The 13,097-nt window shown below is 60.3% G+C and carries 17 protein-coding genes; 11 read left to right on the top strand and 6 right to left on the bottom strand.

Annotation, left to right across the window (positions count from 1 at the left end; genetic code table 11):
* Positions 1-57: 57 nt before the first annotated feature.
* Complete coding sequence (locus AB433_RS17175; protein ID WP_047822760.1) at positions 58-330, bottom strand: hypothetical protein; 273 nt, start codon at positions 328-330, stop codon at positions 58-60.
* Positions 331-434: 104 nt separating this feature from the next.
* Between AB433_RS17175 and AB433_RS17170 the strand changes: the two genes are divergently transcribed.
* Positions 435-719, top strand: coding sequence for a metal-sensitive transcriptional regulator (locus AB433_RS17170; RefSeq protein ID WP_047824403.1), 285 nt, complete (start codon positions 435-437; stop codon positions 717-719).
* A gap of 47 nt (positions 720-766) precedes the next feature.
* Here AB433_RS17170 and AB433_RS17165 read toward each other — a convergent pair whose 3' ends face one another.
* From AB433_RS17165 to AB433_RS17150, 4 genes are read right to left on the bottom strand one after another with little or no spacing between them, the layout of a single operon-like run.
* Positions 767-1,045, bottom strand: coding sequence for a hypothetical protein (locus tag AB433_RS17165; protein ID WP_143712227.1), 279 nt, complete (start codon positions 1,043-1,045; stop codon positions 767-769).
* A 38-nt stretch (positions 1,046-1,083) separates the two neighbouring features.
* Positions 1,084-1,551 carry a DUF411 domain-containing protein gene (locus tag AB433_RS17160; RefSeq protein ID WP_046904113.1) on the bottom strand — a complete coding sequence of 156 codons (468 nt, stop codon included), beginning with the start codon at positions 1,549-1,551 and terminating at the stop codon, positions 1,084-1,086.
* Entirely contained in the window at positions 1,548-2,234 is a 687-nt protein-coding gene (locus AB433_RS17155; RefSeq protein WP_047822756.1) for a class I SAM-dependent methyltransferase, read from the bottom strand. Before AB433_RS17155 ends, AB433_RS17160 begins: the two co-directional genes overlap by 4 nt.
* The gene (locus tag AB433_RS17150; protein WP_053059237.1) at positions 2,235-2,909 is read right to left on the bottom strand and encodes a DUF2231 domain-containing protein; all 675 of its coding nucleotides are present in this window, start codon (positions 2,907-2,909) and stop codon (positions 2,235-2,237) included.
* A gap of 99 nt (positions 2,910-3,008) precedes the next feature.
* On the opposite strand from AB433_RS17150, the gene AB433_RS17145 reads away from it, so the two are divergent.
* The 9 genes from AB433_RS17145 to AB433_RS17105 all read left to right on the top strand — a co-directional run bounded on the left by AB433_RS17145 (position 3,009) and on the right by AB433_RS17105 (position 10,394).
* Positions 3,009-3,305, top strand: coding sequence for a hypothetical protein (locus tag AB433_RS17145; RefSeq protein WP_046904111.1), 297 nt, complete (start codon positions 3,009-3,011; stop codon positions 3,303-3,305).
* A gap of 3 nt (positions 3,306-3,308) precedes the next feature.
* The gene (locus AB433_RS17140) at positions 3,309-3,743 is read left to right on the top strand and encodes a periplasmic heavy metal sensor (RefSeq protein ID WP_047822755.1); all 435 of its coding nucleotides are present in this window, start codon (positions 3,309-3,311) and stop codon (positions 3,741-3,743) included.
* A gap of 6 nt (positions 3,744-3,749) precedes the next feature.
* On the top strand, positions 3,750-4,310 hold the full coding sequence (locus tag AB433_RS17135; RefSeq protein WP_047822753.1) for an RNA polymerase sigma factor: 561 nt from the start codon (positions 3,750-3,752) through the stop codon (positions 4,308-4,310).
* Between the two features lie 56 nt (positions 4,311-4,366).
* Positions 4,367-6,205 carry a copper resistance system multicopper oxidase gene (locus AB433_RS17130; RefSeq protein ID WP_047822751.1) on the top strand — a complete coding sequence of 613 codons (1,839 nt, stop codon included), beginning with the start codon at positions 4,367-4,369 and terminating at the stop codon, positions 6,203-6,205.
* Positions 6,205-7,320, top strand: a complete 1,116-nt coding sequence (locus AB433_RS17125) for a copper resistance protein B (RefSeq protein ID WP_046904107.1) — start codon at positions 6,205-6,207, stop codon at positions 7,318-7,320. The genes AB433_RS17130 and AB433_RS17125 overlap by 1 nt, the downstream gene beginning before the upstream one ends.
* 99 nt (positions 7,321-7,419) lie before the next feature.
* Complete coding sequence (locus tag AB433_RS17120) at positions 7,420-7,863, top strand: YybH family protein (RefSeq protein WP_230279193.1); 444 nt, start codon at positions 7,420-7,422, stop codon at positions 7,861-7,863.
* 23 nt (positions 7,864-7,886) lie between these two features.
* Entirely contained in the window at positions 7,887-8,621 is a 735-nt protein-coding gene (locus AB433_RS17115) for a PepSY domain-containing protein (RefSeq protein ID WP_047822746.1), read from the top strand.
* A 195-nt stretch (positions 8,622-8,816) separates the two neighbouring features.
* Positions 8,817-9,065 (top strand): helix-turn-helix domain-containing protein, encoded by a 249-nt coding sequence (locus AB433_RS17110; RefSeq protein WP_046904105.1) that lies wholly within the window; start codon positions 8,817-8,819, stop codon positions 9,063-9,065.
* The gene (locus AB433_RS17105; protein WP_047822743.1) at positions 9,066-10,394 is read left to right on the top strand and encodes a type II toxin-antitoxin system HipA family toxin; all 1,329 of its coding nucleotides are present in this window, start codon (positions 9,066-9,068) and stop codon (positions 10,392-10,394) included.
* Positions 10,395-10,474: 80 nt separating this feature from the next.
* Here the strand turns inward: AB433_RS17105 and AB433_RS17100 are convergent, their stop codons facing one another.
* Entirely contained in the window at positions 10,475-11,383 is a 909-nt protein-coding gene (locus AB433_RS17100) for a DMT family transporter (protein WP_047822741.1), read from the bottom strand.
* A gap of 288 nt (positions 11,384-11,671) precedes the next feature.
* Here AB433_RS17100 and AB433_RS17090 point away from each other — a divergent pair.
* A protein-coding gene (locus tag AB433_RS17090; protein ID WP_156170873.1) for an IS3 family transposase occupies positions 11,672-12,843 on the top strand; the annotation gives its coding sequence in 2 pieces (ribosomal slippage) (positions 11,672-11,936 and positions 11,936-12,843; 1,173 coding nt in all).
* Positions 12,844-13,097: the final 254 nt, after the last annotated feature.

Below are 13,097 nucleotides of genomic sequence, written 5' to 3'. Positions count from 1 at the left end.
GAGCTATACGGCCTGTGCGAAGTTCGCGGCAGGAGATAAAATCACACCGCCGGTTCTTCACCCGATCCTTTTCCTGAAATAGCGGACGAGCGGGACCCCGAGGATCGCAATATACCAGCCATAAAGGAAGCTGCCGATAGCCCCGGCGAAGAAGCCTGGCCAAGACAACCAATCGAAGCCCGGCAACAACGGTGCCCATGCTTCGTGCATATGGAAGGTCTCAGGGGCAATGAGGCCGAAGGCCACGCAGAGCAGATAGGAAATTAGGAGGAAGAAGCTGAGAGCCCAGCCCCAGGCAAGTATCGAGCCTTTCGTCGTCGAACCGGTCATCTTTGTCTCCGTCGTATACTATAGGGGGGTATAGTGTATTGCGAACTGCTTTGCAACTGTGTCAAAAGCAGTCAGGAATGAACTCGGCGTCTGGAGAGAACGGCATGAGCGATGATCAAAACCCCAAGTTCCGTGATGTCTTGACCCGAATGCGCAAGATCGAGGGGCAGGCGCGAGGAATATCGAGAATGATGGAAGAAGAGCGCTATTGCGTCGATATCCTGCAGCAGATCCTCGCGCTCGAAGCCGCCGCGCGCGCCGCCAGGACCAAAGTACTCGACATCCATACCAAGCACTGCATCGAACAGGCGCTCGCCTCGAACAACAAGACCGATCAATCAGAGAAAGTCGCAGAGCTTCTCGCTCTTATCGAACGCATGGCTCGTTAGGCGTCTGGCCCCGGATGGGGTTGTCGGCACCAGACGCCAAGATCAAGTCAGTCGTGCTTGTGTTCGGTCTGCGGCTTTTCAGCCTCGGCGGCCTTCTTCTCGCCATGGCCGGACTGGCCATGTTCCATTTTAGAATGGTCCATCTTGGAGTGGTCCATCATCTGGCATGACATTTTTCCGTCCTTATCCTTCATCATCATGCCCTGCATCTTCTTTCCGTCGTGCATCATCTCGCACATTTTGGGCTTTTCAGAAGGGGCCTCCTGAGCAAGGACCGGGCTTGCCGAGAAAGCAAGCGCGCCAGCGACGGTGAGGATCATTTTCATCATTATTCTCCAAAAGTTGGGGGCGTTTTCTTGCCCGTTCAGGGGTAACTTGCGAAAACCGTACGGCCGCCGGGCCCAAAGGCGATGACGTCATAGGGTTGCACACGGTTCTCGTATTCCATGCCAGGTGAGCCCAGCGGCATGCCGGGAACGGCAAGTCCGGAAACGCCTGCCGGGCGCTCGCGCAGCAATTTTGAGATTGCTTCTGCCGGGACGTGACCTTCGATGACATATCCCTCGATCACCATCGTATGGCACGACCACAGATCGGAAGGTACGCCCTTGTCGGCTTTCACCGAACCCATGTCAGTGGTGTCGACAGTCGCAACCTCGGCGTCCATGCCGTTCTCGAAATGGTTGGCCCATTTGAGGCAGCAGCCGCAGCCGGGATCGCGATACATCGTGTAGGTGGCCGCCTGGGCAACGTTCGAACAGGCGGCAATTACCAGGAGGGCTGTTGCGGCGAACGAGTTGCGAAAGCGCTTTCGCGCAAACGTGCGGGTCATGTATGGGGACCTTTCTTGTAGCCGTGCCAGAGCGATATCGCTCCGGTGGCGGTCGGGAAGACGTGAAGCCTTTCGGCGTCGGTGAAAATTTCGGCAAGCTGCCGCTCCAGGATACCGTCGGCATTGGGCTGCGTGTCTTCGACACCGTCGAGCTGCTGCACCGTGGCGCGGAAAAGCTTGCGCATAAGGGCGGAGTCCTGAGCCATATAGTCGGCAATCAGCACCATGCCTCCGGGCTGGAGCAGATCGTGCATCTGCTCCAGGATTGCCCGCTTTTCACCCAGCGGAACCTGATGAAAGACGAGGCTGCTGACGATCTTGTTCGGCTGCCATCGCGCGGTCAGGTCGAGGGTATCGAGAAAGCCATTGTGCCAACGGATCAGATCCGCCCCGGCGCCAAACTTGCGACGCGCGATGGCCAGTGCTGCCGGATCGGGCTCAACGCCGGCGAGACCCGCCTGCGGACAGCTGATCATGAGATCGCGAAGCAAGGTGCCGGTTCCGCACCCAACATCGATAAGATGATCGCCGGGCGCAAGATTGGCGGCGCGGACAACCGCGCGCCGCCATGTCCGCTCACGCGTAAACAAGGCGTTGGTGAGGTCATAGACCGGGGTCAGCCAGGCTTTGGCAAGGGCTGGCGTGAAGGCTCGGTCGCCTTGAGGAGCGGCTACCCGTCCCACCTACATGATGCCCATATGATTGGGCCCGTGCACCATCTCCCCGCCGAAATAGCCTTGTACGATGAGCGCCGCAGCGATCAGCGCCAGAAGCAGGCGCAGCGCGCCTCTCCCCTTTCCGCGCGCAGCAACCCACCAGGCGAGGAGGCTCAATATGGCAATCGTCGTGCCGTTCCAGCGGTGAATGGCGAGATTTTCCGACCGGTCCAGCAGTCGCCATCCACCCGCAAACCATCCGAGCAAAGCCGCAACGACCGCCCCGATCGCGCCGCCGGCTACGAGAAACCGGATCGTCGTCTCAAGCCCCAAGGTCGGGCGCACCATCAAGGCGAGTTCGGCGAGTGCGGCGACGAGGAGAAGCGCAATCGGGAAATGCGCCGCGACCGGATGAAGGCGCGACAGAAGGTCCTCTGCCGAGGTCAGGCGGTTTTCCGTGATTTTCTGCTGCATCATGTCTTCAGGCGACATGGACTGCTGCGCGTTCGGCCTGTCCATCTCTTCCCCGGGCGGCGCAAGCTCGCCGGCATGGGCGTCGTCCGGCATGGCCATACCCTCCTCCATCGCCAGCATTTCAGCGTCGGACATATTGTCCTGATGCCCTTCATGCGCGTGCAAGGGTGCCGAAAGCAGAAAGGCTGCGAAGAGGGCGGCGAGGCCAAGGCGGGTGAATATGCTCATATGCCTTGATACGCGCGAGAATATCATACCCCTCAAATATTTTTTTGAGGGCTTCGGCGGGCTGTGGCGTAAAGGAGTTACAATAGTTAGAGGTTGCCTATGTCAGATTATCCTTCCCTCGATGCTTCGCTCAAACAGCTGGCCGCGCATGATATTGTGCATGACCCGTCAGACTTCATGGATGGTGTCTGGCAGCGCGCCGGACAGCTTGGCGAGGTTGCCGATCGCCGCCGGCGTGCCGCGCTCTTTTGCAGCCTGTTCGTCATCGGCCTTGGAGCAGGCTTCGGCACGACCATCATGCCCTACAATCAGGGCTCAACTGCGAGTTCCGCCTATAATGATTTTGCGTCGAACGAGCACCTTTCTCCCGCCGCTCTCCTGCATGTCGGGAGCTAGACTTTGACGAACGGACGCCTCCTGCTTGCCGTTCTTCTTGCCGGGCTCGCGGGATGTTTGGGGGCGATCGCGGCTGATCGCTGGCTCAGCCACGAAGACAATGGCAGCCTGCACCAGTTCGTGCACGAGGAACTGGTTTTGACCGAAGACCAGAACGCGCGCCTCGAGACCCTGGAAGCCCGCTTCGCCGTCGAGCGTGCTGAACTTGAGTCATCGCTGCGCGCGGCAAATGCGAGGCTCGCTCGGGCGATGGCCGACGAGCACGAATATGGCCCCGAAGTGAGCGCGGCGATTGACGATGTGCATGGACGGATGGGCGAATTGCAGAAAGCCACGGTCCAACACGTCTTCGACATGCGCGAGACACTCGAGCCCGAGCAGCAGCGCCTGTTCGATCGGAAGGTCTCCGAGGCGCTCACCAGCAATTCGCGTAATTAGGCTTCCGTGACGCAGGCGCAAAGCCGGTCCGAGACCGCCCTGGTCGAAGATGCCCGCAGGGGCAGCAAGGCAGCATATGGGACGCTGGTCGAACCCCATATAGCGCGGCTTATTGCTTTGGCGACACGCATGCTTGCGTCTCCGCATCAGGCCGAAGACGCTGTTCAGGACGGGCTTGCTTCGGTCTGGGTCGCCCGGCACCGCCTCGACCCGGACCGTCCTGTTGGCCCTTTTTTGACAACAGTCGTGCTCAACAAATGCCGCGACAGGCTGCGCAAACGCAAAACGGCGCGCTTTTTCGGATTGGGCGCGGAATCTGAAACACTGGCGATTGTTGACGACAGCCCCGATCCGCAAGAGATCGCGATGCAGCGCCAGGAATTGCGAATGCTCCTGGAGCAAATCGAGCGTCTTCCGATCCGTCTTCGCGAAGCGCTCATATTGGTCAGTATCGACGGACGCAGCCAGGCGGAAGCCGCCGAACTTCTCGGCGTGTCGGAAAAGGCAATCGAGACCCGCATCTATCGTGCCCGGCAAAAATTGCGCGACCGCCTGGAAAATTTTTGAGGGGTAGAACCGGGCCCTTCGTAGTTGAGGGTGTATCGTTCATACAGGAGCTTTCGATGGTCGCGATCAATCGCCGTAAATTTCTGGGGTCTAGCGCAAGCGGGGTCGGAATGCTTGGCCTTGCCGGTGCAATGCCCGCGTGGGCACGCGGAGGTCTCGATGGCACGATCGCGCGCCGCGGGAGCGACGTTCTGTCCGGCGAACATCTTACAATGAGCGTCGCCGACACGACCTTCACCACTGGCTCGCGCCGCGGGCCGGGTGTTGCCGTGAATGGCACGATCCCAGGTCCCTTGGTGCGCCTCAAGGAAGGCCAGAACCTGACGGTCGACCTCCTCAATCGGAGTTCGCATGGCACTTCCATTCACTGGCACGGATTGCTCGTACCCTTCCTTATGGACGGTGTACCCGGGGTGAGCATGGCGGCTGTTGAGCCGGGCGATACCTATCGTTACCAGTTTCCCATCCGCCAGTCGGGCACCTATTGGTGGCACGCGCATACGCTGCAGGAGCCGCTTGGCCATTACGGCCCCCTGATCGTCGACCCGATCGAGCCCGAACCATATGAATACGACCGCGACTATGTTGTCATGCTGTCCGACTGGTCGACCATGAGTCCCTATTCGATCATGAAGAAACTCAAGGTCGCCGAGGGCTACTTCAACTATGGCAAAACCACCTGGACCGACGACTACGACATGAGCGGCGAAGAGCGCCGAATGTGGGCGCGCATGCGGATGATGCCGACCGACATCTCCGACGTGAGCGGCGCGACCTACACCTTCCTCATCAATGGTCACGGGCCGGAAGACGATCTCGAATACCTTTTCCAGCCGGGAGAGAGGGTCCGCCTGCGCTTTATCAACGGCGCCGCGATGACCTATTTCAATATCCGCATCCCTGGCCTGCCGATGACCGTGGTTCAGGCCGATGGCCAAAACGTACAGCCGGTCGAGACCGACGAGTTCCAGATCGGTGTTGCTGAAACCTACGACGTGATCGTCGAGCCGCGCGGCGAGGCCTATTCGCTCGTCGCCGAGGCGATTGATCGCTCGGGCATGGGCGTGGCGACACTTGCCAGTCGCCCCGGCGCCCGGACCAGCGTCCCGCCTCTGCGCAAACCGCCGCTTCTCACCATGACCGATATGGGCATGGCCGGGCACGGCGATAGCGCAGGCGCTGCTGGAGAGGGGCATGCGGGGCACGGTGCAGCTTCGGCCGGTGCCGCGGCGGGCATGGATCAAGGCGCGGGCAGCATGACCGGAATGGATCATGGTTCCAGCGGCGACGCAGAAATGGCTGGCATGGCGGGGATGGCCGGAATGTCGGGCATGAACATGCGCGACACATCACTGCTTCCACCCAATGTGAAAGTTGGTCCAGGGATCGACTCGGTTGCCATGAACCCTATCGACCGGATGGATTTTCCTGGCCTCGGGCTCGACGATGTGAGCCACCGCGTGCTCAACTACAACCAGCTCGTCGCCGCAAAGCCCAATACCGACAACCGGCGTCCGAGCCGGCTCAAGACGATCCATCTTACCGGCAACATGGAGCGGTATATGTGGTCGTTCGATGGGAAGAAGTTCGACGAGATCACCGAGCCGATTCAATTTGCTTATAACGAGCGCGTGCGCGTCAAGCTGATCAACAACACCATGATGGCGCATCCGATCCATTTGCACGGACACTTCTTCGAACTCGTGAACGGGGCTCCGGCCGACCGTCAGCCGCTCAAACATACGCTGACGGTCCAGCCAGGCGGCAGCGCGCAATTTGACCTCACCGCCAATGAACGGGGCGACTGGGCCTTTCACTGTCACCTCTTTTACCACATGCATAACGGAATGTTTCAGGTGGTGACTGTCCGACCGCTCGAGGGAGGAGAAGGCTAATGAAGCGCGCGACCATGATGATCGCCCTCCCCCTGCTGGCACTTCCGAGCGCAGTCTGGGCACAGCAGCATGATCACGGCACGCAGGCTGCCGAACCGCAGAGCCAGGCCGGGCAAGCTGCTCAAGACGACGAGGCTGCGAGCGAGGCGCACGATCACCATGCGCCGGATCAACCTCAGATGGATCACTCCCGGACGCAGCATCCTCAGGAGGAGGTTGAGAACCCGGAGGTTATGGATCATTCGAACATGGATCATGGGGCAGCCCAGCATGGCGCGATGCCCATGACCGGCAAGGAGGATGAGGGCGGCATGTCGCAAATGGATCATTCCGCGATGGGCCATGGAGCATCCGCCGACCATATGGCGATCCCGGAAGGCCCTCCCCCGCCTGAAGCGCTACAGGGCCCCGCCTTTGCCGCCGATGCCTTTGTCGGCGCAGAGGAAATGGCTGCGTCTCGGGCGGCCGTCACCAAGGAAGTGAGCGGAACGCCGGTATTCTGGTTTCAGGGTGACCGGCTCGAATACCGCCTGCGCGAGGGCGACGACGGCTATTTGTGGGACGTCCAGGGTTATTATGGCGGTGACTACAACAAGTTCTGGTTCAAATCCGAAGGCGAAGGCAGCTTCGGCGAGACCATTGAAAGCGCCGAAGTGCAGGCGCTTTGGAGCCGTGCCATTGCGCCTTTCTTCGATTTTCAGGCGGGCGTGCGGCAGGATTTTACTGGGCCTGAACGCACCCATGCGGTTGTGGGCATCCAAGGGCTCGTTCCCTATGAGTTCGAGGTCGATGCAGCAGCATTTCTGTCGAACAAGGGCGATCTTACCGCACGAATTGAAGGTGAAATCGATCAGTTCATCACACAGCGTCTGATCGTGCAGCCGCGCGCCGAAATCGCGCTGTCAGCACAGGACATTCCCGAACTCGGGATCGGCTCGGGGATCGATACGATCGAGGTCGGCATTCGCCTGCGCTACGAATTCGCGCGCGAATTCGCGCCCTATATCGGCATCGACCAGGAATGGAAGATCGGCAACAGCCGCGATTTCGCAAGGGCCGACGGCGAGGACCCCAGCGTAACGAACTACGTCGTCGGCGTGAGGTTCTGGTTTTAGGTCAAGGGAGAAGAAACTGACATGATGAACACTTTATTGCGAGTGCCGGTAGTTGCGCTAGCTATTGCTGCGGCGCCAGTGCCGGCTGCGGCGCAGGACATGGACCATTCCGGACATGGGACACATCATTCCGACAAGACAGGTTCGGCCAGCGAAGATGTGTCGGGCGCTGAAGATATTCTCGAGGCTTATCGCGCCGCATTGGTGTCGCGCGATGCCGAAGGCATGTCGGCCCTGTTCGCGGAAGCCTCCGCGATCTTCGAGAACGGCAAGTCCGAGGGGAGTTTCGCCAATTACATGGAGCACCATCTCGGACCCGAGCTCGATGCGATCACGAGCTTTACTTTCACCGACCCGACGCTGACGATGACCCGTAAGGGCCATATGGCCTATGGCTACGAAACCTACGGCTACCGGATCGAGCTCGAGGACGGGCGCGTGATCGAGCGTGACGGGGTCGCGACCTCGGTCCTTTCGCACGATGAATCGGGCTGGAAGATCGTGCAGTACCACTCCTCCTCGCGCGCGCCGCGGCGGCCCTGACCCGCTACGGAGCGGCGAGACAGTTGGCCTCGCGGTCCCTCAAACTGCGCTTGCATGTCTTTAGCAGCAAGCTCCACAAGTGGTTGGCGCTCCTGATCGGGGCGCAAGTTCTGCTGTGGATGGGCACCGGTGCCTTGATGTCCTTTCTCGATCTGGAGGAGGTACGCTCGGAGCATATCGTGTCCCGCGCTGCGCAAATATTGCCTGCCGGGGCCGAGTTACCCGAATGGCTGGAAAGGCAAGATGATGTGGTTTCGGTTGCCACACGTGCTCTCGACGGCAAGGTGGTGACCGAAGTGCGGCGAGCGGATGGCGGCGTCACGCTGCATGATCCGCATAGCGGACGCTTGTTGTCCCCCATTTCGGCCGCGACAGCGCGCGCGATCGCTCGCCGCGCCTGGATAGGCCCGGAGACTTCGGTCGCCGGCGCGCGGCTTGTCGGTCGCGACGTCGGGACCGAATTCAGGGGCCCCTTCCCGGCCTGGCAGATCACCTATGACGATCGCGACGCGACGCGCGTCTATATCGACGCCTCGAGCGGAACGGTCCTGTCAGCGCGAAGCGATACCTGGCGGCTCTTCGATTTCATCTGGGGCCTTCACATCATGGACTGGACACAGCGCGACCGCATCAACAGCTGGTGGCTTCTCCTGTTTGGTATCGCAGGTACGTTCATTGCCCTTTCGGGATTTGTTCTGCTGGCCAACAGGCTACCAAGGATCGGATGGCTTAGGGGGAAACGAAAGTCCGGTTCCTGACTCGCCGACACGGGTCGGATCATCCTGTTCAAGACGCCTCTCTCCTACGCGAGGTTCGCCTGGCCGGCACCATTGATGGATCTCTCGTGGCGATCGGATGCAGCATACCCCCCAGGGAATAAGGGCGATTTATTCCCCAAAAGGTATATTGCCATTTTATACCCTTGGCGGTATAGTGGAGCGTGGAGGTATGCTATGCGCCAGATCGTCAGGCTTCCCAGTCAACTCGGAGCCGTGATCCAGACCCATCGCCTCGGCAAGGGCCTGACCCAAACCGAGCTCGCCAGACTCGCCGGGACGCAGCAGAAAACCATCTCGGCAATAGAGAACGGAAGCGAAGGAACAAAGCTCGACACGCTCATCAGTGTCATCGCAGTCCTCGGCCTCGATCTTCAGATCGTGCCGCGTCAGCAGGACGGCGCCTCAATTGAGGACGTCTTCTAAATGGCGCGCAAAAAGACCCATGCGCCCCTCGATGTACTTATCAACGGCAGGCAGGTCGGCCGCCTCGAAAAGGCGGCGAGCGGTGCAATCAGTTTCCGGTATTCCGAAGAGTGGCTGGCCTGGGAGCACCGCTTCGCAGCGTCGCTCTCGCTGCCTCTGACCCCGGCGGCCTATCGTGGCGCTCCGGTCATCGCCGTGTTCGACAATCTTCTCCCGGACAGGGATGCAGTACGCCGCCGCGTAGCCGAGCGCATGGGCGCTCAGGGCACCGACTTCTACAGCCTACTCGAAGCCATCGGACGCGACTGCGTCGGTGCCATGCAGTTCCTGCCCGAAGGCGCAGATCAGGCGCAGAGTACCGACATCGAAAGCGAACCGGTCAGCGACACCGAAGTCGAGGCCCTTCTCGCCGATCTCGCACGGGCTCCACTTGGCGTCGATCGGAAACAGGAATTCAGGATCTCGGTTGCCGGCGCGCAGGAGAAGACGGCCCTGCTTCGAATCGATGGGAAATGGCACCGACCGGCCGGTGTGACCCCGACAACTCACATCCTGAAGCCGCAACTTGGACAGATACCCATCGCCGACGGGATGATCGACATGTCGAACAGCGTCGACAACGAGCACTATTGCATGACGCTGATGAAGGCGTTCGGCCTGTCGGTCGCAGCGACAGAGATCGCGACCGTCGGCCAGCGCCGAGTTCTCGTCGTCGAACGGTTCGACAGGCACTGGCGCAACGCCAAGCAAATCCTGCGTCTGCCGCAAGAGGACTGCTGCCAAGCACTCGGCTATCCGCCCACGCACAAATATCAGAGCGATGGCGGCCCGAACATGAAGGATATCTTCGGCCTGTTGCGCGGTGCTGACGATCCGCAAGCCGACGCAGCCGCCTTTTTCAAGAGCCAGATCCTCTTCTGGCTCATTGGTGCAACGGACGGGCACGCCAAGAATTTCAGTATCTTCCTGAAGCCCGGCGGACGCTACAGCCTGACCCCCTTCTACGATGTGCTCTCGGCCCAACCGGCCGTCGACTCCGACCAGATTGCGCAGAACAGGTTCCGGCTCGCGATGTCCGCAGGCACCAACCGTCACTACCGGCTGAACGAGGTGACCGGTCGGCATTTTGTCCAGTCGGGCAAGTCAGCGGGGCTTGGCAAAGGCCTCATGCGTGCAGCCATCAACGAACTGATGGACCGCGCACGTGATGCGCCGACGGTAGCGCGCGAAGCGATGCCGGTGGACTTCGCCGAACCTGTTCATGACTGCATAGCTGCGGCCCTGGCGACGCGTTTGCCCAGGCTTTCGAGCGCGCTTGAGGAGTTTTAGCTTTAGCATCCGCCAACGAAGTCATCGCCCGCCCTTTGCTGCAGCCCATCGCCACCTGATTTTTTCACGAAGAGCATCCCTTATGCGCGCCCGTCCCTCGCTCCTTTCGCTTTCGGCTGAACGTCACTCGATGACTTTATGGTCGTCAGCCATACGCCCGCGGTTGCAATTGCTGTGCCCATGATGATCAGGGGTGTAAGCCTTTCACCGAAGAAGGCAGCGCCGATCGTTAAACCGAAAACGGGCACCAGGAAGCTGAATACATTAGCCTTCGAGAGTTCGATTTTGCCGAGCGTATATTGCCACAGCCAGAATGCGAGGGCTGTACCTGGGATCGCCAACCCAAGCAGGCTCGCGATGAAAACCGGCGACCAGTCGATTTGGCCCTGATCTTCGGTAAGCAAAGCCAGAAACGCGAGCGGGACAGCGCCGATGAGGAGTTGAAGGCCCATGGCGATCGCTGCGTCGGCGCGCCCCGAGAGCTTCTTGATGGCGATGTTGCCCACGGCAACGCCGAAGGCCGCAAGCAGCACATATGCAAAGCCGGTTGAGAGCGCCAGCGGACCTTGGAGAATTCGCGGGCCAGCAATGATGAGGATTCCCGCAAAGCCGAGCCATAACCCGATCCAGCCCTTGGAAGACAGGCGCTCACGGAGAAAAAGAAAGGCAAGGCCTGCCGCGATGAGGGGTTGGCTGTTGGCGATGACGGTTGCAAGGCCGGGCGAAACGAACTCCGCAGCATGGAACATCCCGTAGTAACCCAGCCCCGTCATGCCGAGACCGGCAAGAATGATCCATCCCCAGATGCTTCCATCGCGCGGAAAGGGCTTTCTTAGAATGATACCGACCGCCAGTAACGTGGTGCCTGCAAGAACCGCGCGCAGCACGGCGAAGGTGAGATGGGGCGCGCTATCGAGACCGACCGTTATGAGCGGATAGCAGGACGCCCAAAGAAGCATCACAAAGATTGCGGAAAGACGCGCTGGCATAGTAGGTTAAGCGATAGCCTTCCATCCCGGTGCCCACAATGGTGGGATGCGCAGGTCCAGCGACGGGATACTCCTGCGCCTTGGCTACCACCTGATTGCTCGCCCCTTCGGACTAGCGATGCTTCTGTTACTTCGCGCTTTTTTGCCATCCTATGCAGCTACCGCTGCGTACGGTGTGCTGGGTCAAGCCCATTCTCAAGTGCGCGTTAGTGACCAGGAAATTTGAGGTGGTGCCGGAAATCTGGACAGGATGCTAAGCTAATCCCGACCTGAAGGAATGGTACGGGAATGAAGACGACAAGGAAGCGCTACAGCGCGGAGTTCAAGGCGAGGGTTGCGCTGGAGGCGATCCGGGGCGACCTGACGCTGGCGGAGCTGGGGGCGAAGCATGGTGTTCACCACACGATGATCGCATCGTGGAAGCGGCAGGCCATCGACGGGATGGCGAGCACCTTCTCCGGGGCTGGCGATGCGGCCAGGGTGGCCAGCGAGGCCGAAGTGGACAAGCTGCATGCGAAGATCGGCCAGTTGCTGGTGGAACGCGATTTTTTAGCGAAGGCCTCCGGTCGATGAGCGTGGCACGGAGGCGATCGATGATCGAACCTGCTCACCACCGCCTGTCGATCGCAGCACAATGCCGGCTACTGTCGATCAGCCGTTCGTCCTATTACTACGCGCCGGTGCCGGAAACGGACGAGACGTTGGCGCTGATGCGGGTGATCGACGCGACGTTCCTGGACTGCCCATGGTACGGCAGTCGCCAGATGGCGCGGCATCTGCGGCGCAATGGCTGGGATATTGGTCGACGCCGGGCGCGGCGGCTTATGGCGAAGATGGGGCTGACGCCGATCTACCAGCGACCGCGCACGAGCGATCCACACCCGCAGCACCGGATCTACCCGTATCTGCTGCGCAAGCTGGCGATCGAACGGCCGAACCATGTGTGGTGCGCCGATGTGACCTACATCCCCATGCGCCGGGGCTTCCTTTACCTGGTGGCGATCATGGACTGGGCCACCCGAAAGGTACTGGCCTGGCGGCTGTCGAACACGATGGATGTCGGCTTCTGCGTTGCGGCGCTGGATGAGGCGCTGGCCCGCTACGGCAGGCCGGAAATCTTCAACACGGATCAGGGCAGCCAGTTTACCAGCTACGCCTTCACCAGCATGCTGCGCGATGCAGAGGTCCGCATCAGCATGGATGGCCGGGGCCGGTGGATGGACAATGTCTTCATCGAACGTCTCTGGCGCTCCCTGAAGTACGAGTGCGTCTATCTCCACGCCTTCGAGACCGGCTCCGAGCTCCGGGCTGGCCTTGGCCGGTGGATCACCTATTACAACACCCAGCGTCCGCACTCGGGCCTTGCCGGGAGAACCCCGGTCGAGGCCTATCGGCGGATCGGGCAATCAGCTCATGGGGGGCATGCCCCCCATGAGCTGATGATCAAACAGGCGGCATAACGACAACCGGGATTAGCTTAACTCAGCCGCCAAACTGTCCAGGAAGGCGGGACCACCTCAATTTGCCTGAAAGAATCCCGCCGAAAATTGTTGAATTTCAAGTGGGATAGGCGGCGGCGCGCGACAACCGAGCGCCGCATCTTATAGAGAGCTTTTGTTCCGGATTGGCCCTGGATTTTGCTCATTGTTCCGGAATGGGGACCAAATAGCATTCACGAGCATGCAATCAACTCGGTCCGTGGTTGAGCAATTTC

This window comes from Croceicoccus naphthovorans (assembly GCF_001028705.1).
Classification (GTDB): Bacteria; Pseudomonadota; Alphaproteobacteria; order Sphingomonadales; family Sphingomonadaceae; genus Croceicoccus; species Croceicoccus naphthovorans.
This window is presented reverse-complemented; position numbering and strand designations above follow the sequence as displayed.